The sequence below is a fragment of the Streptomyces sp. RLA012 genome (genome assembly GCF_056270325.1).
The window spans coordinates 10,759,243-10,780,969 of the sequence record NZ_JBWDPA010000002.1; the positions used below are offsets into that span (position 1 = coordinate 10,759,243).

Below are 21,727 nucleotides of genomic sequence, written 5' to 3' on the forward strand. Positions count from 1 at the left end.
CCGGGGATACGCGGGCTGTGTGTGTCAGGAGGTGACGCGGGCGAGGAAGTCCCGGATGTGACCGGTGATTTCCTCCAGGTGGCTCTCCAGGGCGAAGTGTCCGGAGTCGAGGAGGTGGATGTCGGCGTCGGGCAGGTCACGCCGGAAGGCGCGGGCTCCGTCGGGGCCGAAGATCTCGTCGTTGGCGCCCCACACGGCCAGCAGTGGCACCTGGCTGTCGCGGAAGTACTGCTGCAACTGCGGGTAGAGGGCCACATTGGTCGGGTAGTCGCGGAACAGGGCGAGCTGGACGGCGTCGTTGCCGGGGCGGTCGAGGAGCGCCTGATCGATGGTCCAGTTGTCCGGGCTGACGAGGCTCGGGTCCGCGACCCCGTTCAGATATTGCCAGCGGGTCAGTTCGAGGGTCAGGGCTCCGCGGAGGGGGGCTTCGTTCTCGGGCGTGGGGTGCTCGGCGTAGGCGAACAGCCCGTCCCAGAACGTCTTGACGAAACCGTCGGTGTAGGCGTTGCCGTTCTGCGTGATGATCGCGGTGATGCTCCGCGGAGACCGGGTGGCGAGCCGCCAGGCGATGGGCGCCCCGTAGTCCTGCGTGTAGACCGCGAACCGGTCGACTCCCAGCTGTTCCAGCAGGCCGGCGGTCACGTCGGTGAGGGTGTCGAAGGTGTAGTCGAACTCGTCGACCGTCGGCATGGCCGACTGTCCGAAGCCGATCATGTCGGGCGCGATGACGCGGTGGGTGTCGGCGAGCGCCGGGATCAGATTCCGGAACATGTGCGAGCTCGTCGGGAATCCGTGCAGCAGCACGAGCGCCGGTGCCTGGGGGTCTCCGGCCTCCCGGTAGAAGACGTCCAAACCGTTGACGGTGGCGGTGCGGTGATGCACGACGCTGCTCATATCAACCTCCAAGATTGCTTTGAACGGTCAGTCAGAGTCCAGCACGCGACGCCCTTCAGGACGTCGTGAGAGGCGAGCGTGAACCGGTGTGCCTGGGTGAATTCCTGCAGGGAGTCAGCAGCGTTCCTGACGTCTCGGGCGGGAAGCTCGAATGGACGCTTCAGGCACCCGCCGCCCGCCGTATGGCAGCTGAGTCGGTGCTGACCTGGGCAGCCCTGCAGGAGACCAAGCCGGGACGGCTCAGGCCCTGCGCGAACCCGGAGTGTCAACGCTTCCTTCTCGACCGAAGCAAACCCAACAGCGCCCGATGGTGCTCCATGGCCGAGTGCGGCAACCGTATGAAGGCCCGACGCCACTATCAGCGCATCAAGGAAGCCCAGAACTAGCGGGTGAAGGTGCGGGCCTGGGGCGGTTGGGCTTCTTCCGTGAAGGGCTGGGTTTCAGCGGGAGAGGACCTCGTCGGTCCCCAGCCCCCGGTCGACCCCGTGCGGCACCACCTGCTGGCCCGGTTCGAGGTGCAGCCGCTCACCGTCGAGATGGACCTCGACCTTGTCGGGCTCGAAGGAGACCAGGTCGTCGACGCGTCCGACCTCGGCGTACGCCTCGCGGTACGACCACGCCGCCTTCTTGGCGCCGCCGATGTCGTAGTAACTGGCCAGCCCCTTGTAGGGGCAGAACGTCTGGCCCTCCACCGGCGTGAGTTCGTTCTCCCGGATGTCCTCACGGGGCACGTACCACCGCGGTGCGAACCCGGACTCGCACAGCACCACCGGCCGGGTGGTCCGCGCGATCACCGTGTCTCCCGAGCGCACCTCCAGGGTGCGCGAGGTGTCGCGGATGTCGATGCGGTGGTACGGGTCCGCCGCGTGCCCGAGGATCCGCTCGTCCTCCTCGTAGAAGGCGTCCATGGCCCTCCAGGCGAAGGCGACACGCCCCTCCAGCTCGCCGGCGTACTTCGGGAGCCCGGTGAACTGCCATGCCGCGCGTTCGGTGCGGCGGTCCCCGACGTCCACGGTGAACCAGGACGTCTCGCCGAGTTCACGGTGCTGGGTGGTGCGTCCGCCGGCCTCCAGAACGTCGGAACGCAGTGACGAGAGCGGGAAGTAGGCGACGGGATAGCGTCCCGGCTCGTGCAGCAGCACGACGTCCTCGCTGTCCGCGATCCATTCCCCGCCGAACTTCACCCTCATCCGGCGGCGCAGCCGCTCCGCGAAGAGCAGTCGCTCCGGCAGCGGCTCAGGGGTGAGGAACCTTCCGAGCGCAGTGGAGGAGAGCGGTCCCTGCTGCCATGACAGTCCCATGGCCCGGTCCTTTCGTCGAACGCGGGCGATCTGCGTGGGTGCCTGCCGGATGCGGTGTGATCCCGGCTTCTTGGCTACCGAACCCGCATTTAATGGATAGAACGAGCCTAGAACCATTAGCTAGCTCCCGCAAGTGGGCGTTGCATAGGCGCCCCGCCCGTGCGTCTCACTGTCTGTATCGGCCGATCGACTCCAGGTTCCGCTCGGGGGGGGCTAATGGGTATAGTGGCTTGGTGAGCATTCGAGTGGGTGTAGATGAGCTGCAGGGCGCCGGGTTCCCCATGGGCGGTGAACCGCTCGTCGCGCTGGACCTGGCCGACACGCTGATGACGGTGACCGAACCGGTCACCGACCTAATCGGCACCCCGGAGGCCTCCGCGACCTGGTGGGCTCTGCAGTCGGGAAGCCTGCCGCCCGGGCCTGTTCCGGACCCTGCGGCCGTGCGCCGACTGCGTGCGGCGATCCGTGACGTCCTGGACGCTCATCTTGAGGGCCGGGACGCCCGGTCCCATTCACTGGAGGACATCAACGCCGCCGCGGCATCGGCTCCCGTGAGCCCCCGTCTGGTCATGACGGCCGACGGCATCCGCCGCGAGGAACGCTGGCACACCGAACACGGCGGGAACGCGGCACTGGCCGCCATCGCCGTGGAGGCCATCGGACTGCTCGCCGACACCGAACGGCTCCGACTCCTGCGCCGCTGTGCCAACCCGACCTGCTCGATGCTCTTCCTCGCCGAGAACAAGCGGCGCAAGTGGTGCACGAGCAATATCTGCGGCAACCGCGCGCGGGTCGCCCGCCACTACGAGCGCACCCACACCGACCGGGCCGCCGGCGCCTGACACACGGGCCGGCCGCCGGAAGACGTACGGCTCACGCGCACAGCCCACACGCACACCCGACGTGCACGGCCGACGTGCACGGCTGAATCGGACGGACAAGACCCGACAGGAGCGACGATGAACAGTCTGGGATTTCACGAAGGCGAACGGGACGTCCAGCACCGGGCGGGGGTCGAGGCCGAAGCCGCCCGGCTCGAAGGGATGCTCCTGCCGCCGCGGCTGGACGGAGGCATCACCCGGTTTCTCGCCGACCGCACCCTCGCAGTCCTGACCGCCCGCGACGGCACGGGCCGCCTCTGGACCTCCCCGTTGCAGGGCGAGGCAGGATTCCTGGACGCACACGGCACCACCCTCACGGTTCACGCGGCCCCGCAGGGAGGCGATCCGCTCCAGGACATGCCTGCCGGGCAGGAAGTCGGCCTGCTCACCATCGACTTCGCCATCCGGCGAAGAGTGCGCGTCAACGGAACCCTCACCGCCGGTGGACGCCACGCCCTGCGCATCGACGCCGACCAGGCATTCGGGAACTGCCCGTCCTACATCCAGCAGCGCACCCTCACCCCGGCCCCGGCCGAAAAGGCCGATATAGCAGACAAGGCCGGAGCGAGGGGAGAAGCGGCGGCGGACGGGCTTCTGACCGCCGGGCATGAGCGCATGATCCGGCAGGCCGACACGTTCTTCCTCGGCACCACCCACCCCACCCGGGGAACCGACACCTCGCACAAGGGCGGCAACCCCGGATTCGTCCGGGTCGAGGACGGTGCCATCTGGTGGCCGGACTACGCGGGCAACAACCTCTTCAACAGCCTGGGCAACATGGCCGTCGACCCACAAGCCGCCCTGCTCTTCGTCGATTTCACCAACGGCACCCTGCTACAGCTCTCGGGTACGGCCCAACTGGAGTGGGTCACCCCCGGCTCCTCCGGCGACGACGGTGGCACCGGCCGCCGCGTCCGGTTCCATCCCCAGTGGGTGCGCACCGGCCGGACACCCCTGCGCGCCCAGGCCGTGAACTTCTCACCCCACAACCCCGGTCTCGCCGCATGACGGCGGCGGCAGACCTGGGCGCGGACATTTGGACGCGGACGTCGTCCAGGCGCCAGGCAGCCACCGCTCGCCCCCCAGGGTCTGTTGCGAAAGCGATCAGCGCTGTGTGTGATCAGGCCCAATGCGGGTGTGACGGGCTGCCAGCCGTGCATCCGGACAGTGCAAAACACCTGCTCACGGAGTGACGCACGAGTGCTAGCGTCGCCCGTATGCCTGAACTGATAGTCCCCACGGACCAGCTGCATTCCTCATGGCTCGCGGCACGTGACGAATGGTCTCCGGGCGCCCACCAGGACGGGACCGGCTTGCGTCTCGCGACTGATGCCGACCTCGACAGCCCCGAGGTTTTCTCGGCGTGGGTCGAGCTACTGCGGCAGCAGTCGGACAGGTCGGTTGCCGTGGGAGAAGAGCGCGTCCACGCCACCCACTGGTGGATCGTGGAGGACGACAGCTATCTGGGAGCCATCGATGTGCGGCACTATCTGAACGCCTTTCTGCTCGATGTGGGCGGACACATCGGCTACAGCATCCGGCCCTCATCCCGGAGACGCGGCCTGGCGACGTGGGCCCTCGGGGCGGTTCTCCCCGAGGCCCGTGCGCTCGGACTGGGCCGGGTCCTCGTCACCTGCGACGACGACAACATCGGATCGGCACGCAGCATCGAGCGCAACGGTGGTGTCCTGGAAGACGTGCGCACCACCGACGCGGGTGTCAAGCGCCGCTACTGGATCACTCTGTAGGCACCTGTGTGACCGACCCGATGACGAGGACGGAGGCCATCCCCGGCTCAGGCCCGCGCGCCGCCGTCGACCCGTAGGACCGCGCCGGTCACGTAGGAGGAGCGGTCGCTGAGGAGCCAGGCGGCGGCCTGGGCGATTTCGTCGGGGTCGGCCGCGCGGCGCAGCGGGATGTGCGCGGTGAGTCGCTCTCGGAGACCGGGTGACCCCTTTTCCCAGGTGCGTATCATCTCGGTCGGCGTGGCGCCGGGGGCGATGGCGTTGACGCGGATGCCTTCCGGGCCGTAGGTGACGGCGGCCGACTCGGTGAGGCTGTTGACCGCCCGTTTCATCGCGCCGTACGCGGGCAGCTCGGGGTTGCCCATCAGGCTGCCGACGGACGAGTTGTTGACGATGGCTCCCGTTCCGGCGGTGGTGCGGATGGCGGCGATCTCGGCGACCATGGCCAGCCAGACGCCCTTGAGGTTCACGTCGTAGATGTGGTCGAAGTCGGCCTCCGGCAACTGGTCCATCGGGCCGGGCTGCTGGATCGTCGCGCCGTTGTTGAAGGCGATGTCGAGCCGGCCGTACAGGTTCACGACGCGGTCCACGGCGGCGCGCACGCTGGTCGCGTCGGCCAGGTCGCACACCACGTACTCCGCGGTGCCGCCCGCCGCCCGAACCTCCTCGGCCACCGTCTTCAGCTGGGCCTCCGTCCGGGCCGCGAGAAGCACTCGGGCGCCCTCGCGGGCGAAGAGCCGGGCCGCGGCGGCTCCGATGCCGCGTCCGGCACCGGTGATGAAGGCGACCTTGCCGGCCAGCAGGCCCAGGGCGGCAGGGGCGGTGGATGTGTCGGTGACAGGTGTGTTGTCCATGGCAGCGAGCCTGCGCCCGTCCGCGAAGCCGATCCAGGCACCGGCGGTACCTGGATCGGCCGGCCGCCGCCCGTACACACTGGGAATGTGGATCGAAGAGAACTGGCGAACTTCCTGCGCAGGCGACGCGAGCGGATCACCCCTGCCGACGTGGGGATACCCGCCGGCCCGCGCCGCCGCACCCCGGGACTGCGCCGCGAAGAGGTGGCACAGCTGGCGTTCATCTCGACCGAGTACTACACGCGGCTTGAGCAGGCCCGGGCGCCGCACCCGTCGCACGAGGTGCTGGCCGGACTGGCTCGGGCCCTGCGCCTGTCGGACGCCGAGCGTGACCATCTCCACCACCTCGCCGGTGCACCTCCGCTCCCGTCGGCCGGGCCCTCGCGCGAGGTACGGCAGAGCATCCTCGACCTGCTGCACCGACTGCCGCAGGCCGCGGCAACCGTCATGTCCGCGACTGTCGAGGTACTCGCCTGGAACGATCTGGCGGCAGCCCTGATGGAGGACTTCTCCACCCTGTCGCGACGCGACCGCAATCTTGTGCGCCGTGTCTTTCTCGGGCCGCACACGCAGGGGCAGCGGCTGTACGGAGTGTCGGACGCGGAGGCGTTCGCCCGCACCTCGACGCAGCGGCTGCGCGCCGCAGCCGCCCGCTACCCCGACGATCCGGAGCTGGCCGAGCTGGTGGCCGAACTCCTCGACGCAAGCGAGGAGTTCACCCGCCTGTGGGAGTCCCACGACGTGTCCGCCGAGCCCACCCTGCGCAAGACCTTCCAGCACCCGCTGGTCGGCCCGGTCACCGTCAACTGCGACGTCCTCGACATCACCGACCGCGACCAGCAGGTCGTGATCTACACCGCGGTCCCGGGTTCGCCCTCCGAGGAGGCGCTACGGCTGCTGTCGGTCATCGGCACACAGCGCATGGACGTCGCCCGTTGAGTCACACCGGTCGCACTTCGGCGTCCCCTGATGTGAACCGACGTCGGTCAGAATCGCCCGCGCGCTTCCGAGCCCTGCCCTGCACGGCACGGATCCTGAGCAACCACTTTCGACACACGCCCCAGGCCCGCGGGATTCTGGCGGGTCGGCTTACGGAGGGGCGGGTGCCTCACGACGGCCCGGCGCTTCCTGAGCGTTCTCGGATCTCCAGGCCGCACCGGGTCCCGTCCGACCGGGCCGGGCCTGCGCGTTGAACCCGCGCAGGCCCGGCAACGGTCCGCTGACGAGCGGTGTGCGGAGGGAGTCGCGGTCGGCCCGCGTCGCGCACCGTCCCGCCGCCCCGGCTACGCGCCTGTCGGCGCCGCCTGCTGCACGACCTCGAAGGACCACAGCGTGGACCCGCTCGCGGCGGGCTTGGGACGCTCGCCGCTCTGCGCGTCACCACCCTGGTGGGCCGCTTTCATGGGGCCCTCCATCCAGGCCTGGAAGGACTCCTCGTCACGCCACCGGGTGTAGACGAGGTAGCTGTCGGTGCCCTCGACGGGACGGAGGAGTTCGAACCACTCGAACCCGTCGGAGTTCTCCACGGCGTGAGCACGGGAGGCGAAGCGCTTCTCCAGGGTCTCCCGCTGCTCGGCGGGAACGGCCAGTACGTTGATCTTGACTACGCTCATGGCCCCATCCTGCCGTATGGCGGTCGAAGACGAGGAGCGGCTCGGGACCCGGCCGGAGGTCAGTCGGGCTGGGTCACCGTGAGGCCCCAGCGGATGGTCGGTGCCGAGGTGTCGATGGCCACGGAGAAGGAGCCGCTCATTCCGGCGTCGATTGTCCGGGCTTCCGTGGTCACCGTGTCCGCCGGGCAGGTCACCGGGAAGGACACACTGGCCGGTTCCACCGTCACCGTCAGTTCACCTCCGCCCAGGCAGGCTACGGTCACCGTGGTCGGCTTGCGTCCGTCGAGGCCGCTCGACACCGCCGCGTTGTCGCCGGTCATGGAAGGTATCCACAGCACTCCTTCAGGGCCCGGATGCGGCAGGAGTTCATCACTCGTATCCGCGTGTGCGAGGCCCGCGACTGCCGTGATGGTGGCGGTCAAGGCCGCGATCACCGTCGCTCCAACAGCGTGGCGTCTCATAGTTCCCCGTTTCTCGACCGTGCTTGGGTGGTGCCCGGGTCGGTGGTGCCTGGGCATGGGGAGCCTACTGAGCGCGGTCTGAGGGCGGAAGATCAAACCAGCCAGATCGGAGACGAGGTGTCCAACGCCTTGGCCGACGGCAGTCGTCGGGCGATGCGACCGTCCTCGCCGGCTCTCTGCGGGCGGGCATGGCGCTTCAGGCTTCCGTCCCCTCGCCCACCGGGTGGTCGACCGCCTTCGCTGGAATCGAGTCCCCTGTGTCGGACGGCATGGCAGCGGCGCGAAGAGTGCGTACTTGGGGTGAGAGGAGGGCCGCTGCCGTGGCCAGGACGACCAGGGCCGCGCATCCGGCCAGCGCCCGGCCGACGCCGATGGCGGCGGCCACCGGCCCGGCGACGAGCAGCCCGAGCGGGGCGAAGGCGAGTGAGCCGAACCAGTCGTAGGAACTGATACGGGAGAGGACTTCCTCGGGAATCTCGCGCTGGATCGTGGTGGCCCACAGCACCCCGAAGATGTCCCCGGTGACTCCGGCGCAGAACATGGCCGCTGCGATCAGCCACACCGGAGCCCGGACGCTGAGCAGCGCGATCGGAACAGCCGCCGGGAACGTGGCCGTCACGGCGACCAGAATCGGCCGCTTCACCCGCACCCGGGCGGCGAGACCCGCACCGGCGACGGTGCCCAGCGCCTGCGCGGCCACGATGACCGACCACGCCCGCGCCCCGCCCAGATCGTGCTCGGCCCTCAGCGGCCCCAGGACCCCGACGTTGGCGTTGAGCGCGGCGATCACGATCGCGTACTGGGCGACCACGACCCACAGCCACTGCCGGGAGGAGAACTCGTGCCAGCCCTCGCGCAGGTCGGCCCAGCCGGACGACCTCTTCGGCGGCCGCGCCGTCGTCCGTAGCCGGGCCGTCAACATCGCACTGACCACGAAGGACGCGGCGTTCAGCGCCAGCGCCCAGCCTGCGCCGGCCAGCGCCACGGTCACCCCCGACAGCGCCAGACCCAGGAGGAGCGAGCTGTTGGTGCCGACGCGCAGCAGACCGTTGGCCTGCTGCAACCTGTCCGCGGGCACCACGAGCGGCACTATGCCGTCCATCGCCGGAGCGAACAGGGCCGTCGCCGTTCCCGCCACGGCCGCCAGCACACACATCGCCACCAGCGGCGCATGACCGGTCAGTACCATCGCGGCCAGCCCCGCATACGCCCCGGCCCCCAGCACATCGGCCACAGCCATCAGCCGGGACCGCGACATCCGATCCGCGACCACCCCGCCGAGCAGGATGAACACCAGCTGCGGCAGGGCCTGGCAGGCCAGCACCAGCGACAGCCGACCCGGACCGGCTCCCGGCAGCGCGAGCACCGCGAACGCGAGCGCCACCCGCGCGAAGCCGTTGCCCAGCACGGAGACGACCCGCGCGGAGGTGAGCAGGACGAATCGCCGGTCGCGCCACAGCGGCGCCTCATTCGAAGAGACAGTCACGGCCGGGTACTTTATGCAGCCCGAGCCGACCGACACTCCGAACCGGCCACTCCGTAGGGATGGGTTTCGGTGGGGGTGGACTGGGGCGAACACCGACTCGACGCATGTCGATACGATGAGCGTCCGGCTCCTCCCGCTCCAGTTCGTCGACTCCAGGGCGTACCGGAGGATGATCGCCGTGTAGCTGAACATCGGCGAGGGAAGGCACGTGAGAATGGGTATGGAATCCTCTCTCGCCGTCTCTCCGCCGCTGGAGCGGCTTGAAGTGCACGGTCGCAACCAGCTGCTGGGCCTTGATGGGCTCCGCGGCTTGGCCGCACTGTATGTGCTCTTGTTTCACTGCTGGCTGCTGACCTTTCCAGGATTTCCCGGCAACTCCGGTCCCTCCTGGCTGAGCTGGCTGATGTACGGGCGTCTCGCTGTCGTCTTCTTTCTGGTGCTGTCCGGTTTCTCCTTGGCCATCTCACCGGCGCGCAACGGTTGGCAGCTCGGCGGTGTTTCCCGGTTCCTGCGTCGGCGCGCCTGGCGCATCCTGCCTCCATACTGGGCGGCACTCGCGTTGAGCTTGATGGTCGCTTGGCTGGTGGTGCCCGCCTCGCATTTTGGACCGCCGACCGGCAAATCGATTCTGGTGTACGGCCTCGTGGTCCAGGACATATTCACGGCCCCCACTCCGAATGGGGCGTTCTGGTCGATCGGCGTGGAGGCGGAGCTCTATCTCCTCTTTCCGCTCTTCCTTCTGATCCGGCGGCGGCTGGGGGCGGTAGTCCTGGTTGCGGGTGTGACGCTCCTGGTGGTCGTGCGTGGCTTGTTGGCGGCAGACGCGTCCCCGGTGGAAGGCATGAACTGGCTGACACCGAATCTCGCCCCCGTATTTGTGGCCGGCCTGGTCGGCGCGGGAATCATTGTCGCGCCGGAGAAGGTCCGGCGTCTGCCGTGGCACTGGCTCGCCGCCCTGGCCGCCCTGCCCGTTCTGTCGCTGGTTGTTGCCAAGGGATCGGTCTGGACGGTGGACCACTATTTCTGGGTGGATCTCGCCGTCGTGCCCGCCATGACGATGCTCCTTGCCGCGGTTGCCACGGGCAGGCCCGTCTTCCTCATGCGGCTTCTGGCTACGCGCCCCATCCGCAGTCTCGGCAATTCTTCGTACAGTCTCTACCTCATCCACTTGCCGATCGTCATGGTTATCGCTCGAAAAATCGCCCCGCAGTTCGTATCGCCCGGCCTACCCGAATTCTGTTTTACAGTGATGCTGGGACTTCCTGCTTCGGTGCTGGGAGCGCTGCTCTTCGCCAAGATCTGCGAGACGCCTTTCAAGCGAAACCGATCTTGGAAGTCCATGGTCTCGGCAGGACGCTCACGCTGGACAGGCATGCGTTCGAGTCTCCGTTCACCGCTTCACGACGACCGGATGGAAAAGAACTGACGATGACGCGGCGGGGACGGGACGGCGCCTGGGGATTCCCCGGCGGTGCTGCCGTGCGGTGTTCTTCCGTGGAACGCCGATCGGCGGAGATCTGCAAGGTTCCGACCGTGCCGACCGTGCCGGGGCGCCGCTCGACGCCGAGAGGCTGGACGTGCGCTGCTTCCTTCTTGACGACACGCCTCAGGCCCTGACCAACCAGCAGCACGCGGATGCCCTGGCGGATCTGCGCGCCGGACGCAGCGCCGTCCATCGCTGAGCGGTACTTCTCCGCAGGTGAGTTGGGGGCGGCAACGGCCAACGCAGTGAGCCGAGTCGCCTCGGAGCTCTTGGTAGAAATTCGCCGTTCGGTCCCCGGAGCCGCCCATCTCGGCCACCGTGTGACACTCGGCTGCGACCTTTCCCGGGGGAATGTCGTTGGGCTGAACATGGAACTGTCGTCCCGGGCCGCACCCGGAGTGGACCGGTACGCCGAGCACGCCGTCGAGAACGCGTGCCGTCTTGCCGCGACCGCCGGGATCCGGGCCGCCACAGCGGGGCCCGGCGGTTGGAGCGCGGCGGCCGTCGACGACGCGCTGGAGGCGATCGACACGCTCGCCGCGGCGTTGTCCGTGCTGGGGCCCGAGGCGGCCCGGGCCCTCGCCCCGGTGACGGCGGCCGTCAACGACGTGCGTCGGCTGCTCGCACCGCCCGCCGACGAAGCGACTGGGGCCGCCGCGGGTGTGTCCGCGCCGCGCATGCCACCACGGCCTCCACGACGGCGCGGACTCGGGCCCGGCTTCAAGGGCATTCACCCCGACCCATGAGCTCCTGTCGGCCCTGCCTGGCCTGGTAGGGGCAACCGGTCCAACGACGGCTGACACAAATGCGGTGGCCCGGCCCTTTGGGGGGCGGCCGACCATGTGCTCGGCGGACTCTGACGCGGTGGTCTGCCGCCATGGGGCCACTCGACGGGCGCCGCGCCGCCGCGCCGGCCCTTCGGCGGTTGCGTGCGCCGCTGTTCGCGTTCGAGGAGGGCGTCCGGCGCCCGGTCATGTCGTGAAGCCTCCGCATCGGCCGTTGAGCGGTTGCGCGGGGCGGTCGCGTCAACGGCGGGGCGGCCACTGGCAAAGGCAGGGGCAAGAATCGCCTCCGTGGCACGCCACTCGCGGCGCAATGACCGTCTGGCAACGCACCGTTCACTCAGGGGCCGCTGGGGCACGCCAGGGTGCGGTGGTTGTCTGCTCAACTGCTCCTCAGAGAGGGCACCATGACCACACAAACAGGGACATCGGAAGGGTCGACGAAGCCTTCCGAGGGGGTCAGCCGTCGTCACGCGCTGGGCCTCCTCGGTACGGCCGGAGCCGGCGCGGCCGTCACCCCGTTGCTCGGAGCGGGTACGGCACAGGCCGCCCCGCTCGACGCCCCGGCCCTTCACCTCACCGCGGACTCGTCCGGCGCGCCCCCGGTCCAGGGGCTGCACCTGACCTTCGGGGCGGACCCGCGCACCCAGATGACGGTGTCGTGGATCACCGACAGACCGGTGACCAAACCGGCCGTGCGCTACGGCACCCTGGAGCACGGCTTCGGATCCAGCGCGGCCGCCCGGACCGTCACCTACGTGGACGGCACCTCCAGCCGTACCGTCTACGTCCACCACGCCGCGCTGAACCGGCTCACCCCGGACACCGACTACCTCTACCTCGCCACCCACGAGGGCGCGACGCCCGACAGCGGCACCTTCCGCACCGCCCCGCGCGGCCGCAGGCCCGTCACCTTCACCAGCTTCGGCGACCAGTCGGCCCCGCAGGTGACCTGGGCGGCCAACGGCACGGTGGCGCTCGACGCGAACTCCACCGCCGCGACGAAGGACATCGTCACCGGCATCGAGCAGGTCGCCCCGCTGTTCCACCTGCTCAACGGCGACCTGTGCTACGCCAACCTGGACGTCGACCGGGTGCGTACCTGGAACAACTTCTTCACCAACAACACCCGTTCGGCGCGCTTCCGCCCCTGGATGCCGGCGGCCGGCAATCACGAGATCGAGAAGGCCAACGGCCCGATCGGACTCGGCGCCTACCAGACCTACTTCGACCTCCCCTCCACCGAGACCGACGCCGAACTCGCGGGCCTGTGGTACGCCTTCACGGCCGGATCCGTCCGGGTGATCGTGCTGCAGAACGACGACAACTGCCTTCAGGACGGCGGCGACGTCTACATCAACGGCTACTCCGGCGGACGCCAACTCGCGTTCCTGGAAAAGGAGTTGAAGGCGGCACGCTCCTCGCGCGACATCGACTGGGTGGTCGTCGCCATGCACCAGGTCATGGTCAGCTCCACGGACGCGAACGGCGCCGACCTGGGCCTGCGCCAGAAGTACGGCCCCCTGTTCGACCGCTACGGCGTGGACCTGGTGCTGTGCGGCCACGAGCACAACTACGAGCGCTCGCTGGCCGTCCGCGGAGTCGTCAGCGGCAGCGAGACGCTGACCCCCAACCCGGTCTCCATGGCCACCGACTCCATCGACACCGGACTCGGCACCGTACACATGATCCTCGGCGGTGGAGGCGTCTCGGGGACCACGAACCAGAGCTTCTTCAAGGACGGCACCGGCAAGGTGATCACCGCGGTGTCGGCGACCCCCGGCTCCAACGGCAAGCGCACCTCCACCTACACCAAGGAGGAGGCGGTCTGGACCGGAGTCAGGGACACCGAACACCCCTACGGCTTCGCCTCCTTCACCGTCGACCCCGGACGGCATGCCGGTGACACCACCCGCATGCACGTCACCTACTACAACGTGAACAAGCCGAACGGCGACCTGTCGGTGTTCGAGAAGTTCACACTCCACCGCAAGCGCTCCGACGGTCACAGCAGGTAACCCTGCCGTCCGTTCCACCGACACCGGCCTCGTGGTGTCGTCGGAACGGGCCCCGCCGCTTCTGGCGGGAGCGGCGGGGCCCGGGTCGGCGGTGGGGGCGGTGCAGCGTGCTGATGTCGGCACGCCGATCGCTCGCGTCGGGCGTGCGCGCCTACACCCACGGAAAGCCCGATGGCGATCAGGCAGAGCCCGTTGTGCAAGCCGGCGGTGTATCCGGGGGCGAGGAGCTGCTCCGGGTGGATCTTGCCGCCGCCCGGTGGGAGCGGGCGTGGCCAGCATCTGCCGCACTGCCCCGGGTGCGGTGTGGGTGCGGTGTCAGGCGGAGCGTCGGGCCAGGTCCTCCAGCGCGGTGATCGCCCGGGCGGTCTGCTCGTGCGGTACGAAGAGGTGGTCGTGGTGGAAGCCCGCGACCACGTTGCAGCTCAGACCGAGTTCGGCGAGCTCCCGGGCGAAGGCGGCGGTGAGACCGACCGCGTCCAGCGCCGAGTGGACGCGCAGGGTGATCCAGCCCGCCACGTAGTCGTACGTGAGCCCCGCCGCGTCGGCCTCCTCCTGGGGGACGACCAGCGTGAGGCCTTCGTGTTCGGCGACGGTGACGACGGGGTTGACGCCGGTGGGAACCTCACCCCGGACGGTGGTGAACACAAAGCGTCCCGGGTTCAGTTGCGGGCGCATGCCGCTCAGCAGTTTCCGCAGATCACTCTCACCGGTCACTCTCGGCAGAGTACGCCGTGGTCCGTGCCCCGCGGCCGATCAGTACGGTTCCTTCTCCAACTGGTCCAGGACCCGCTGGGAGATGAGAGTGATCGCCCCGAGCTCTTCCTGGGTGAGGGCGTCGATGAAGAGACGACGGACGTTCTCGACGTGCTTGGGGGCGGCGGCGGCGATCGCGTCGCGGCCCGCCTGGGTGACGACGATGAACGCTCCGCGTCCGTCCTCGGCGCACTCCTCGCGGGCCACCAGTCCCCGCTTCGCCATCCGGGAGACGTGATGGGACATACGACTCTTCTCCCACTCCACCGCCTTTGCCAGGTCGAGGAACCGCAGTCGGCCGTCAGGTGCGTCGGTGAGGTTGACCAGGACCGTGTAGTCGGAGGCGGAGAGGCTGGACTCGCTCTGCACGCGACGGGACAGCCGGCCGATGAGCTTCTCCTGCATCCGGATGAAGCCCGTCCAGGCGGCCTGTTCCTCCGGGTTGAGCCAGCGTGGTGTCGCGTCCATGTCGGTGAGTGTAGCGAGAGCGTTGATGGATCATCAGCCGTCGTCGGGCTGCGCTCCTCTGTTCCGGACCGACTGAGAATGTCATTCTTCTGTGGATAGAATCGCATTTCGAAGTGTGCGGTGATCGTACGGGAGTCGCCTCGTCGTCGGTGGTGACGTGGGCGCCGCGATGGAAGGAGACAGATGGAAGGAGACAGATGGACTACCGCAAGTTCGGAACGACCGGTGTCGAAGTGAGCAGTCAGTGCCTCGGCGCGATGATGTTCGGCCCCTTCGGGAACCCCGATCCGGCCGACTGCTCACGGATCATCAACCGTGCCCTGGACGCCGGGATCAACTTCATCGACACGGCGGACGTGTACTCCCGCGGTGAGAGCGAGGAAATCGTCGGACGGGCGGTGGCGGCACGCCGCGACGACGTACTGCTCGCGACCAAGTGCTTCTTCCCGATGGGTGTCGACCGCAACCGGCGCGGGGGCTCCCGTCGTTGGATCATGCGGGCGGTCGAGGACAGTCTCCGTCGGCTCGGCACCGACCACATCGACCTGTATCAGGTGCACAAGCTGGACTGGGACACCGACCTGGAGGAGACCCTCAGCGCGCTGAGCGACCTCGTGCGCCAGGGCAAGGTGCTCTACCTGGGGTCGTCGTCCTTCCCGGCGGACGTGATCGTCGAAGCCCAGTGGGCGGCCGCCCGGCGCGGCAGCGAGCGCTTCGTGTGCGAACAACCGCAGTACTCGATCTTCGCGCGTTCCATGGAACAGTCCGTGCTGCCGGCCTGTCAGCGGCATCGGATGGCGGTGATCTCGTGGAGCCCGCTCGCCGGCGGCTGGCTGACCGGCAAGTACCGGCGGGACGAGGAACCGCCGACCGGTTCACGGTTCGACCCCGACGGCCGTTTCATGCAGGGCACCGTCAGCAGCGCCGAAGACCTCGCCGCCCCGGCCCGTTTCGACGCTCTCGACGCCCTGCGGGGCATCGCCGACGCGGCAGGGCTTTCCCTGACCGCGCTCGCCCTGGCGTTCGTCGGCAGCCACCCCGCGATCACCTCGACCATCATCGGGCCGCGCACCATGAAGCACCTGGAGGACGCCCTGTCGGCGGCGGACGTCGTCCTCGACGAGGACACACTGGACGCCATCGACAAGGCCGTACCCCCTGGAATCGACCTGCCGGGCATCGACCATTTCCTTCAGTACCCGGCGCTGCGAGCGGCCTCCCGCCGCCGACGGCCGTCCTGACTGCCAGGAGGACCAGGGCTCGACCCGACGCGCCGGATGCCCGGCAACCGGGCCGGGGGCTCCGCGCGGCGACAGCCGGTCTCGCCGTGAATCGGATCCATGCGCGCGTACTTCCCGGTCATTCGAGGGGAGGCGCGAAAGAGGCGGACGATTCCCGGGTCGTCTCGCCTACTTTTGGCCCATGAACAGTACGCCTCGCGACCTCCCGGCCCCCGACGACGCCAATCCGCTGCGCAGGCTCTCCCTGGACCAGCTCCGACGGCGTACGAGCATGAAGTGGCGCACCTACCCGGAGGACGTACTGCCTCTGTGGGTGGCCGAGATGGACGTACCGTTGGCCGAGCCGGTCGCTCGGGCGATCGTCGACGTGGCGGCGCTCGGCGACACGGGCTACCCGGCCGGGACGGCGTACGCCGAGGCGCTGGCCGAGTTCGCCCGCAAGCGGTGGGGCTGGGACGGCGTGGCCGTGGAGCGTACGGCGATCGTGCCCGATGTGATGCTGGGGGTCGTCGAGATGCTGAAACTGGTCTCCCGGCCGGGGGCTCCGGTCGTCGTCAACTGTCCCGTGTACCCGCCCTTCTACCAGTTCGTCGAGAACATGGACAGACGGATCGTGGAGGCGCCGCTGAGCCCGCGCGGGCGGATCGACTTCGCGGTGCTGGAGGACGTGTTCGAGCGCGTCGGCGGGGGCGCGGAGCGGGCGGCGTACTTGCTGTGCAGTCCGCACAACCCGACCGGTACCGTGCACACGGCGGCCGAGCTCGCGGAGGTCGCGCGGCTGGCCCGGACGTACGGCGTACGTGTCGTCGCGGACGAGATCCACGCCCCGATCGTCGCCGCGGGCGCGGCCTTCGTGCCGTACCTGAGCGTGCCCGGCGCGGAGAACGGCCTCTCGCTGATGTCGGCGTCCAAGGCATGGAACCTGGCCGGCCTCAAGGCCGCCCTGGCCGTCGCGGGGTCCGAAGCGACCGTCGACCTGGCCCGGCTCCCGGAAGAGGTCAGTCACGGCCCGAGCCACGTCGGCGTCATCACCCACACCGCCGCGCTGAGGGACGGCGGCGACTGGCTCGACGCCCTGCTGGCCGGCCTGGACGACAACCGCCGACTGCTGGCCGAGCTGCTCGCCGAGCAGCTGCCCGCGGTGGACTACGACCCCGCCCAGGGCACCTATCTGGCCTGGCTGGACTGCCGGGCCCTCGACCTGGCGGACGACCCGGCCAGCGTCTTCCTGGAACGCGGCCGCGTCGCTCTGACCTCAGGGGCGCGCTTCGGCACCGGCGGCACCGGCTTCGTACGGATGAACCTGGCGACCTCGCCGGAGCTGGTCGCCGAGGCGGTTCGGCGGATGGCCGCGGCCGTCGCCTGACCGGAAACCGAGCCTCCGCACCGGCGTGCGGCGGCTCCGGCGCGCCCAGGTGACAGAATCTCATTTCGGTGCAGCGAGTATTGCATTCTCAAAGATCAGAACGATATTCTTCCGGGGCTGATTCAGGCGCATGAGCCGAGAGGAAGCACACATCCCGATGACCAGCCCCGGCGTGGTGTTCGCCCTTCGCTTCGACTTCCGCAATCCGGACCTCGCCGGGACGGCCATGGCCGACCGATATGCGGCCGCCCTGGACATGGCCGAGTGGGCCGACCGGCTCGGCTGCGCGAGGATCACCGTCTCCGAGCACCACGGTTCGCCGGACGGATACCTTCCCTCACCGGTCCCGATGCTCGCCGCGATGGCGGCCCGGACGACGAACGTGGGCTTCCTCATCGCCGCGCTGATCGCCCCGTTCCACGATCCGCTGCTCCTCGCCGAGGAAATGATCGTGCTCGACAACCTGAGCAGGGGTCGGGTCGATCTGATCGTCGCCAACGGTTACGTACACGAAGAGTTCGCGATGTTCGACGTGCCGATGAAGGAACGGGCCAGGCGCGTGACCGAGGTGGTCACCACCTTGAAGGCGGCGTTCACCGGCGAGGAGTTCACCTATCGGGGCCGCACCGTACGCATCACGCCCGCACCGTTCCGGCCGGGCGGCCCGGACATCTCGCTCGGCGGCAGCACCGAACCGGCTGCCCGGCGGGCCGCCCGTATCGCCGACGGGTTCATCCCCTCGGTGCCCGAGGTGTGGGAGTTCTACCGGGACGAAGTCCAAAAGCTCGGCCGGCCCGACCCCGGACCCAGCCCCATCAGCAAGAACCAGGTCGTGGCGCTCGCCGAAGACCCCGAGAAGGGCTGGCGGCAGATGGCGCCGTTCTTCCTCCACGAGACGAACGCCTACGGGATCTGGCAGGCCCAGGACAACCTCGCGGCGCCGTTCCACTCCGTCGCCGACATCGACGAGCTACGGGAGGCCGGTCAGTACCGGGTTGTGACGCCCGAGCAGTTCGTCGCGGAGCTGAAGGTCGCGCCGGTTCCCTTCACCCAGTTCCATCCGCTGTGCGGGGGGATGCCGATGGAGTTGGCGTGGTCGAGCCTGCGCCTCTTCGAGCGCGAGGTGCTGCCCGCGTTCTCCTAGTACTCCAGTTGTGCTGCTTCAGTTGTCCTGGTCAGTGTGCCTATTTCAAGTCCAGCGGCTGACGCTGCGTCAGGGTGCTGGTGGTTCGCGTTCGTGACCCATCCGATCGGGGTACGCGCGGCACCGGCAGTGGCAACGGCGCGCGACTGCTTGCAGCCTTGATCGTGGCGCATCGACACTGCAGCCGCTGCGCGTTTCGTGAGGCTCTCTTACGTGTGAGGCCGTGTGTCGACGACTCGACGGAACCACTGCGTCCTCAGGTACCGGCCCCTGTGTGAGGTACCACCCTTGACTGGTTCGCGATGTGCAAGGCCGAGGAATTGGGTCTTGCCGGGCGTTCAGGTGGAAATGGCCGGGCGTCACTCTCTGTGCGCGCACCTCGACGAGCGGGGCGGGTGTCCTGTGTCAGACCGTGACGCAGGGCCGGTTTAGTCACATGCGTCGATAATTTGACATTGGTGACTGATCGTGTGATCGTTGATTCCGTCGGCGCCTCTCATCCGTCCTGTCCGGTCGGGCCGGCTGGTGCTGTGTCATCGCTCGCGGCGAGTTGCTGTGCCCGGGTGGTGGTTGTGCCGCGGGCGAGTCCGGAGGCTGATGTGGGCGAGGACGTGTGGCCGATTGGCTTGGAGGGAGTACCGATGTCGGGAGATGCGGACCTACACCGCTTGGCGATGGAACTTGAGATGAGGCGAGCTGATCTGCTGGTCTCGGGAGACGCGGACGGGTTGGCTGGTCTCCTGTCGGAACATCTTTACTACGCCCACTCGTCCGGGCTGCTTGACGGCAAGAAATCCTTCATCGAGAAGTTCCGAAACGGCACGTTCGTCTTTCGCTCCGTCAATGCCCGCGTGGACTCGGTTGCTGCACTGGGGGAGCAAGCCTTCCAAGCCTCCGGCGTCCTCGAACTGCAGGTTCAGGTCGGTGGTGCCGAAAGGCGGATCGTAGCTGTCTACATCGTGATCTGGCGTCAGGAGAACGGGATTTGGCGGCTGATCGGTCATCAGGCGACTGGAGCCCCTTCAGACTTCCAGAGCGCGTCGTCGTGATCACGTCGGGTTTGGCCGAGGAGCCAACCCGGTGTCACGGGAGTGTTTGTCGCAAAGCGGGCTGCGGACGCTGCCAAATGGGCCAGGAGTCCGCCTCGGAAACCTGAGATGGCGATTGCCGCCGCGGTGACCATGGCCGATGATTCTCCCCTTTCGTTACGGCGCAACTTACATATCTTCCTGGCGCTGAGAAGTTGCCCGCTGCTAGGGATGCCAAGCGCCACTCCAGCACGGTGTAAAACTCCGTGTCTGCCATTGATGGCAGGCGTCACTCTGACGGGCCGCGACCTGTAAGAAATCCAAAGAAGGGAACAAGGAATCATGAAGAGGCTTGAAGGGAAAGTTGTCCTCATCAGCGGAGGGGCGCGCGGAATGGGAGCGGCACACGCGCGTGCGGTTGTTGCCGAGGGTGGCAAGGTCGTGATGGGAGACCTGCTCGCCACCGAAGGTCAGGCGCTGGCTAAGGAGATCGGGTCAGGTGACGCCGTGTACACGCACCTGGACGTCACGAGTTACGCCTCTTGGGAAGCAGCCGTACAGACCGCGGAAGACACCTTTGGATCCCTCAGTACCCTGGTGAACAACGCAGGGATCATGAACTTCGGGTCTCTGGAGGAGTATAGCGTCGAAAGCTGGGAAAAGATCATCTCGGTCAATCTGACCGGGCAGTTCCTGGGTGCAAAGGCAGCTCGCGCGAGTCTGATTCGCTCCGCTCCCGCATCCATCATCAATGTATCGTCCGTAGCGGGTTTTCGAGGCTTTGCCGGACTGCACGGCTACTACGCATCGAAGTTCGCTCTGCGAGGGCTGACCAAGTCTCTGGCTCTGGAACTCGCCGAGTTCCGGATCCGGGTCAATTCGGTACACCCCGGCGCTGTCGCGACCGTGATGACCGAGGGGCTGGACGTTGCCCAGCTGAACCCGATGAAGAGAGTCGCCGACCCGGCGGAGATCTCTGGGCTCATCGTCTACCTGGCCGGTGATGAATCGAGCTTTGCCACTGGTGGTGAGTTCATTGTCGATGGGGGCGAGCTGGCCGGAGGCGGGACCATCGCCGCAGCATAGCGAGCGGGACGGCGGGGGAGGTTGTCGATTTCATCCCCTCTCCCGCCGTGATCGTCGTCGTCCCGGTTATCTCCAGTTGCGGACAAGCCGAAGGCGGGGAAGTGGGGTAGCTCCGGCTGATGGAGCCGGCTGCGGGTCAGGTAGGCATACCGGCGTTGCTGACTCACCCCACCGTAAATCGGACCTGCAAGTTGGGGGTCCGGACCGCCGTGTTGCTGTCGGCTTGTAGAGCCCTACACCGTGTAAAGCATCGGCCGTTTTGCGGGTGGCTGGTACACACGCTGTGTGGGGCCAGCGGCGACATTGAGTCTTTTCGATATGGCCACTGATCGGGTGACGCCGATGGGGTGCGCAACGCACGAGGCTCCCGTGCCGTCGGGGGTGGCGGTCGAAGTCTCAACGCACAGGCACAGGGGCCGCGTTGGTTCCGTATCCTGCCGCACTCGACCTGCCCCACGCCTTGGTCGAGTGGGTCACCGTACTCATCGTCACCCGTGAAAGTGACCGTCGCTGCACACTCCCGCCGCGCCGGCGTGCGCTGGTCGCCCTGGTGTAACTGCACAGGCACGACACCCTCGCCCAGTTCGCGGCCGGCCTCGGCACCTGTGTCGGCACCGCTCACGCCTACGTGGCAGCCGTTGTCGACCTGCTCGCCGACCGCGCCCCCGGCCTGCTGCGTGCCCTGCGCGAAGCCGACCTGACTACGTCCTGATCGAAGCCGACCTGGACTACGTCCTGATCGACGGCGCTTTGGCGGAGTGCGGCCGGGTCGACGACGGCCGGGCCGACTACTCGTACGAGCACCGCTGGCATGGAGTGAACGTGCAGGTCGTGACTGACCCGGAGGGGCGACTGCGGTGGATCCCGCCCGCGCTGCCCGGCCGGTCCCAGGACCTCACCGCAGCCCGCACACACCGGATCATCCGGGTCATCCGGATCTGTGAACGCCAGGGCGTCCCCGTCCTCGCCCACCGCGCCTACAGGGGAGCCGGCCCGTGGGTGACGACACCCCTCGGACGCCCGCCGGGCCTCGACCTCACGCCAACCCGGCGAACCGTCAACCGCGCGCTCCAATTCGACGTTAGCGTTGAAAATTCGACATACGCGACCTATGGTGATGGAT

The 21,727-nt window shown here is 68.2% G+C and carries 22 protein-coding genes and 1 pseudogene; 15 read left to right on the forward strand and 8 right to left on the reverse strand.

What is annotated here, in order from left to right; all coding sequences use genetic code 11:
* Positions 1-24: 24 nt before the first annotated feature.
* Positions 25-894 (reverse strand): alpha/beta fold hydrolase, encoded by an 870-nt coding sequence (locus RV986_RS49055; RefSeq protein WP_475923582.1) that lies wholly within the window; start codon positions 892-894, stop codon positions 25-27.
* 86 nt (positions 895-980) lie between these two features.
* Here RV986_RS49055 and RV986_RS49060 point away from each other — a divergent pair, with 86 nt between their 5' ends.
* Positions 981-1,280, forward strand: a complete 300-nt coding sequence (locus RV986_RS49060) for a CGNR zinc finger domain-containing protein (RefSeq protein ID WP_475923583.1) — start codon at positions 981-983, stop codon at positions 1,278-1,280.
* Between the two features lie 54 nt (positions 1,281-1,334).
* On the opposite strand, the gene RV986_RS49065 is transcribed toward RV986_RS49060, so the two are convergent.
* Positions 1,335-2,195, reverse strand: coding sequence for a DUF427 domain-containing protein (locus RV986_RS49065; RefSeq protein WP_475923584.1), 861 nt, complete (start codon positions 2,193-2,195; stop codon positions 1,335-1,337).
* Positions 2,196-2,428: 233 nt separating this feature from the next.
* Between RV986_RS49065 and RV986_RS49070 the strand changes: the two genes are divergently transcribed.
* The 3 genes from RV986_RS49070 to RV986_RS49080 all read left to right on the forward strand — a co-directional run bounded on the left by RV986_RS49070 (position 2,429) and on the right by RV986_RS49080 (position 4,824).
* Positions 2,429-3,037, forward strand: coding sequence for a CGNR zinc finger domain-containing protein (locus tag RV986_RS49070; RefSeq protein WP_475923585.1), 609 nt, complete (start codon positions 2,429-2,431; stop codon positions 3,035-3,037).
* A gap of 117 nt (positions 3,038-3,154) precedes the next feature.
* Positions 3,155-4,084: a pyridoxamine 5'-phosphate oxidase family protein gene (locus RV986_RS49075; protein WP_475923586.1), complete on the forward strand. Its 930-nt coding sequence runs from the start codon at positions 3,155-3,157 to the stop codon at positions 4,082-4,084.
* 209 nt (positions 4,085-4,293) lie between these two features.
* Positions 4,294-4,824 (forward strand): GNAT family N-acetyltransferase, encoded by a 531-nt coding sequence (locus tag RV986_RS49080; RefSeq protein WP_475923587.1) that lies wholly within the window; start codon positions 4,294-4,296, stop codon positions 4,822-4,824.
* Positions 4,825-4,871: 47 nt separating this feature from the next.
* Here the strand turns inward: RV986_RS49080 and RV986_RS49085 are convergent, their stop codons facing one another.
* The gene (locus RV986_RS49085; RefSeq protein WP_475923588.1) at positions 4,872-5,675 is read right to left on the reverse strand and encodes an SDR family NAD(P)-dependent oxidoreductase; all 804 of its coding nucleotides are present in this window, start codon (positions 5,673-5,675) and stop codon (positions 4,872-4,874) included.
* Positions 5,676-5,762: 87 nt separating this feature from the next.
* Between RV986_RS49085 and RV986_RS49090 the strand changes: the two genes are divergently transcribed.
* Positions 5,763-6,614 carry a helix-turn-helix transcriptional regulator gene (locus RV986_RS49090; RefSeq protein ID WP_475923589.1) on the forward strand — a complete coding sequence of 284 codons (852 nt, stop codon included), beginning with the start codon at positions 5,763-5,765 and terminating at the stop codon, positions 6,612-6,614.
* 344 nt (positions 6,615-6,958) lie between these two features.
* Here RV986_RS49090 and RV986_RS49095 read toward each other — a convergent pair whose 3' ends face one another.
* The 3 genes from RV986_RS49095 to RV986_RS49105 all read right to left on the reverse strand — a co-directional run bounded on the left by RV986_RS49095 (position 6,959) and on the right by RV986_RS49105 (position 9,235).
* Positions 6,959-7,288: an antibiotic biosynthesis monooxygenase family protein gene (locus tag RV986_RS49095; RefSeq protein ID WP_475923590.1), complete on the reverse strand. Its 330-nt coding sequence runs from the start codon at positions 7,286-7,288 to the stop codon at positions 6,959-6,961.
* 59 nt (positions 7,289-7,347) lie between these two features.
* Positions 7,348-7,608, reverse strand: coding sequence for a hypothetical protein (locus tag RV986_RS49100; RefSeq protein WP_475923591.1), 261 nt, complete (start codon positions 7,606-7,608; stop codon positions 7,348-7,350).
* A gap of 337 nt (positions 7,609-7,945) precedes the next feature.
* Positions 7,946-9,235, reverse strand: coding sequence for an MFS transporter (locus tag RV986_RS49105; RefSeq protein ID WP_475923592.1), 1,290 nt, complete (start codon positions 9,233-9,235; stop codon positions 7,946-7,948).
* A 214-nt stretch (positions 9,236-9,449) separates the two neighbouring features.
* Between RV986_RS49105 and RV986_RS49110 the strand changes: the two genes are divergently transcribed.
* From RV986_RS49110 to RV986_RS49125, 4 genes are all read left to right on the forward strand, one after another.
* A complete protein-coding gene (locus RV986_RS49110; protein WP_475923593.1) occupies positions 9,450-10,661 on the forward strand; it encodes an acyltransferase family protein in 1,212 nt (403 codons plus the stop codon).
* A gap of 58 nt (positions 10,662-10,719) precedes the next feature.
* Positions 10,720-10,917: a hypothetical protein gene (locus tag RV986_RS49115; RefSeq protein ID WP_475923594.1), complete on the forward strand. Its 198-nt coding sequence runs from the start codon at positions 10,720-10,722 to the stop codon at positions 10,915-10,917.
* Positions 10,918-11,086: 169 nt separating this feature from the next.
* A complete protein-coding gene (locus RV986_RS49120; protein WP_475923595.1) occupies positions 11,087-11,464 on the forward strand; it encodes a hypothetical protein in 378 nt (125 codons plus the stop codon).
* A 443-nt stretch (positions 11,465-11,907) separates the two neighbouring features.
* Positions 11,908-13,518, forward strand: coding sequence for a purple acid phosphatase family protein (locus tag RV986_RS49125; RefSeq protein ID WP_475923596.1), 1,611 nt, complete (start codon positions 11,908-11,910; stop codon positions 13,516-13,518).
* Positions 13,519-13,833: 315 nt separating this feature from the next.
* Here the strand turns inward: RV986_RS49125 and RV986_RS49130 are convergent, their stop codons facing one another.
* Positions 13,834-14,232, reverse strand: a complete 399-nt coding sequence (locus RV986_RS49130; RefSeq protein ID WP_475923597.1) for an ACT domain-containing protein — start codon at positions 14,230-14,232, stop codon at positions 13,834-13,836.
* Between the two features lie 39 nt (positions 14,233-14,271).
* Positions 14,272-14,739, reverse strand: coding sequence for a MarR family winged helix-turn-helix transcriptional regulator (locus RV986_RS49135; protein ID WP_475923598.1), 468 nt, complete (start codon positions 14,737-14,739; stop codon positions 14,272-14,274).
* Positions 14,740-14,936: 197 nt separating this feature from the next.
* Between RV986_RS49135 and RV986_RS49140 the strand changes: the two genes are divergently transcribed.
* From RV986_RS49140 to RV986_RS49165, 6 genes and pseudogenes are all read left to right on the forward strand, one after another.
* Positions 14,937-15,980, forward strand: coding sequence for an aldo/keto reductase (locus RV986_RS49140; protein ID WP_475923599.1), 1,044 nt, complete (start codon positions 14,937-14,939; stop codon positions 15,978-15,980).
* Positions 15,981-16,161: 181 nt separating this feature from the next.
* Positions 16,162-17,346, forward strand: a complete 1,185-nt coding sequence (locus RV986_RS49145; RefSeq protein ID WP_475923600.1) for a MalY/PatB family protein — start codon at positions 16,162-16,164, stop codon at positions 17,344-17,346.
* A 157-nt stretch (positions 17,347-17,503) separates the two neighbouring features.
* Positions 17,504-18,490 carry an LLM class flavin-dependent oxidoreductase gene (locus RV986_RS49150; RefSeq protein WP_475923601.1) on the forward strand — a complete coding sequence of 329 codons (987 nt, stop codon included), beginning with the start codon at positions 17,504-17,506 and terminating at the stop codon, positions 18,488-18,490.
* A gap of 674 nt (positions 18,491-19,164) precedes the next feature.
* On the forward strand, positions 19,165-19,539 hold the full coding sequence (locus RV986_RS49155; RefSeq protein ID WP_475923602.1) for a nuclear transport factor 2 family protein: 375 nt from the start codon (positions 19,165-19,167) through the stop codon (positions 19,537-19,539).
* 321 nt (positions 19,540-19,860) lie between these two features.
* Positions 19,861-20,604 (forward strand): SDR family oxidoreductase, encoded by a 744-nt coding sequence (locus RV986_RS49160; protein WP_475923603.1) that lies wholly within the window; start codon positions 19,861-19,863, stop codon positions 20,602-20,604.
* A gap of 421 nt (positions 20,605-21,025) precedes the next feature.
* Positions 21,026-21,675: pseudogene (locus RV986_RS49165) on the forward strand (transposase family protein); the annotation flags it as partial.
* Positions 21,676-21,727 lie beyond the last annotated feature (52 nt).

Coding starts and splice junctions, on each gene's coding strand:
- RV986_RS49160 (WP_475923603.1), top strand. CDS start 19,861: ATGAAGAGGCTTGAAGGGAAAGTTGTCCTCATCAGCGGAGGGGCGCGC.
- RV986_RS49075 (WP_475923586.1), top strand. CDS start 3,155: ATGAACAGTCTGGGATTTCACGAAGGCGAACGGGACGTCCAGCACCGG.
- RV986_RS49100 (WP_475923591.1), bottom strand. CDS start 7,608: ATGACCGGCGACAACGCGGCGGTGTCGAGCGGCCTCGACGGACGCAAG.
- RV986_RS49065 (WP_475923584.1), bottom strand. CDS start 2,195: ATGGGACTGTCATGGCAGCAGGGACCGCTCTCCTCCACTGCGCTCGGA.
- RV986_RS49110 (WP_475923593.1), top strand. CDS start 9,450: ATGGGTATGGAATCCTCTCTCGCCGTCTCTCCGCCGCTGGAGCGGCTT.
- RV986_RS49140 (WP_475923599.1), top strand. CDS start 14,937: ATGGACTACCGCAAGTTCGGAACGACCGGTGTCGAAGTGAGCAGTCAG.
- RV986_RS49120 (WP_475923595.1), top strand. CDS start 11,087: ATGGAACTGTCGTCCCGGGCCGCACCCGGAGTGGACCGGTACGCCGAG.
- RV986_RS49125 (WP_475923596.1), top strand. CDS start 11,908: ATGACCACACAAACAGGGACATCGGAAGGGTCGACGAAGCCTTCCGAG.
- RV986_RS49085 (WP_475923588.1), bottom strand. CDS start 5,675: ATGGACAACACACCTGTCACCGACACATCCACCGCCCCTGCCGCCCTG.
- RV986_RS49095 (WP_475923590.1), bottom strand. CDS start 7,288: ATGAGCGTAGTCAAGATCAACGTACTGGCCGTTCCCGCCGAGCAGCGG.
- RV986_RS49150 (WP_475923601.1), top strand. CDS start 17,504: ATGACCAGCCCCGGCGTGGTGTTCGCCCTTCGCTTCGACTTCCGCAAT.
- RV986_RS49155 (WP_475923602.1), top strand. CDS start 19,165: ATGGAACTTGAGATGAGGCGAGCTGATCTGCTGGTCTCGGGAGACGCG.
- RV986_RS49145 (WP_475923600.1), top strand. CDS start 16,162: ATGAACAGTACGCCTCGCGACCTCCCGGCCCCCGACGACGCCAATCCG.
- RV986_RS49135 (WP_475923598.1), bottom strand. CDS start 14,739: ATGGACGCGACACCACGCTGGCTCAACCCGGAGGAACAGGCCGCCTGG.
- RV986_RS49055 (WP_475923582.1), bottom strand. CDS start 894: ATGAGCAGCGTCGTGCATCACCGCACCGCCACCGTCAACGGTTTGGAC.
- RV986_RS49080 (WP_475923587.1), top strand. CDS start 4,294: ATGCCTGAACTGATAGTCCCCACGGACCAGCTGCATTCCTCATGGCTC.